Annotated in this window: 1 protein-coding gene; it reads right to left on the reverse strand. The window is 74.7% G+C overall.

What is annotated here, in order from left to right; translation table 11 throughout:
* The coding region (locus tag E1264_RS42405; protein ID WP_207937000.1) for an MFS transporter at window positions 1-1,356 on the reverse strand (1,356 nt) is incomplete at its 3' end.
* Window positions 1,357-1,710: the final 354 nt, after the last annotated feature.

The raw sequence follows: 1,710 nt of genomic DNA on the forward strand, positions 1-1,710 counted from the left end.
AGCCCGGACGGTGGAGACGGCAACAGGAGCGGCGGGGACGGTAGCCGGGACGGTGGAGACGGCAACAGGAGCGGCGGGGACGGTAGCCGGGACGGTGGAGACGGCAACAGGAGCGGCGGGGACGGTAGCCGGGACGGTGGGCGCGGCGGCGCGGGCCCTGCGCACCCGGGCCAGGCCGTAGGCGGCGGCGAGGGCCGCGGCGAGGCTGACCGCACCGGCGGAGACCAGCGCCGTGCGCGGGCCCAGGGTGTCGCACAGCGCGCCCAGCGCCGGTCCGCCGACCGCGCCGGACGCGGCGCCGACCATGCCCTGGGCGGCGATGACGCGGCCGCGCAGGTGGCCGGGGCTGTCCAGCTGCGAGCGGGTGCTGACGGTGGTGTCCAGGACGACCGCGCACGCGGCGATCGGCAGCATCGCGGCGCCGAACAGCAGCAGGTCCGGCGCGACGCCGCTGAGCATCTGCCCGGCGCCGCACAGCGCCGCGGTGATCAGCAGCAGGCGGAGCGGGAGGCGGGCGCGGGAGGCCGCGTAGACGCCGCCGAGGACGGTCCCGACGGCGAACGCCACCGACAGCGCGCCGTACCCGCCGGCGCCGGCGTCCAGCGGGCCCTGGCTCATCGCCGCCATGGTGACCTGGTAGTTGCGGCCGAGGCTGCCGAGCACGAACGCCAGCCCGAACATGATCAGGAGGCTGGGCGAGCCGAGGACGTACCGGAAGCCGGCCGCGACCCCCCACTCCCCCGGCGCGGCCGGGGGCAGCGCGTGCAGCTCCTTCGGGCGCATCAGCGCGATGGCGACCAGGACGCCGAGGAAGCTCACGGAGTTCGTCGCGAACGCGCCGGGGACGCCGGCGAGCGGGATCACGACCCCGGCGAGGCTCATCCCGAGGATCCGCCCGCCGGAGCTGAGCACCGAGCCGAGGGCCAGCCCGTTGGACAGGTCCTCCGGCCCGACGACCTCGGCGCCGAACCGTCCGAGGGCGGGGGAGGTCATGGCCGTGACGACACCGGACACCAGCGAGATCGCGTACAGCCCCGCGGTGCCGGACGGGTCGCCCGCCGCGATGACGGCGAGGATCCCGGACAGCAGCGCCTGCACCGCCTGCCCGGCCGCGACGACGTACCGGGCGGGCAGCCGGTCGGCGATCACGCCGCCCCACGGGCCGAGCAGCATCGTCGGCAGGGCCTGCAGGAACAGGCCGAGCCCGACACTGGTCGCCGAGCCCGTGATGGACAGGACGAGCCAGTTCAGCGCGAGGACCTGCATCCACGTCCCGGTGATCGAGACGAGGTCCGCGGCGGCCCACAGCCGGTAGTTGTGATGGCGCAGCGAGCGCAGCATCACCGGGAAAGCCAAGGTCTTCTCCCCCCAAAGGTCGTACAAAGCGAAATGAACGCCGGGGTGCCTTGGCGCGTTCCAAACCAGCGAAGTGTATGAGCTTTGTCACGTTTGCGCTGGTCAAAGGGCATGTGACCTGGGACTGCGCGAATCCCGCCGTGGGGCCGGGGCTAGGCTCGCCCTCGGCGCCCGCGCCGGGGCGGGCGGATCGCTGCTGCGGAGGGAGTCCGGGTTGGGCGAGCGGGCGTTCTGGGTCGGCACGTACACCGGCGAGGCCGGGAGCGGGGCCGGGATCTACCGGGTGACGCGGCGCGGAGACGGCGTCCTGGAGGGGCCGGAGCTCGCCGCGGAGGCGGTGAGCCCGTCGTATCT

It is taken from the genome of Actinomadura sp. KC216, from assembly GCF_004348535.1.
Lineage (GTDB): Bacteria > Actinomycetota > Actinomycetes > Streptosporangiales > Streptosporangiaceae > Spirillospora.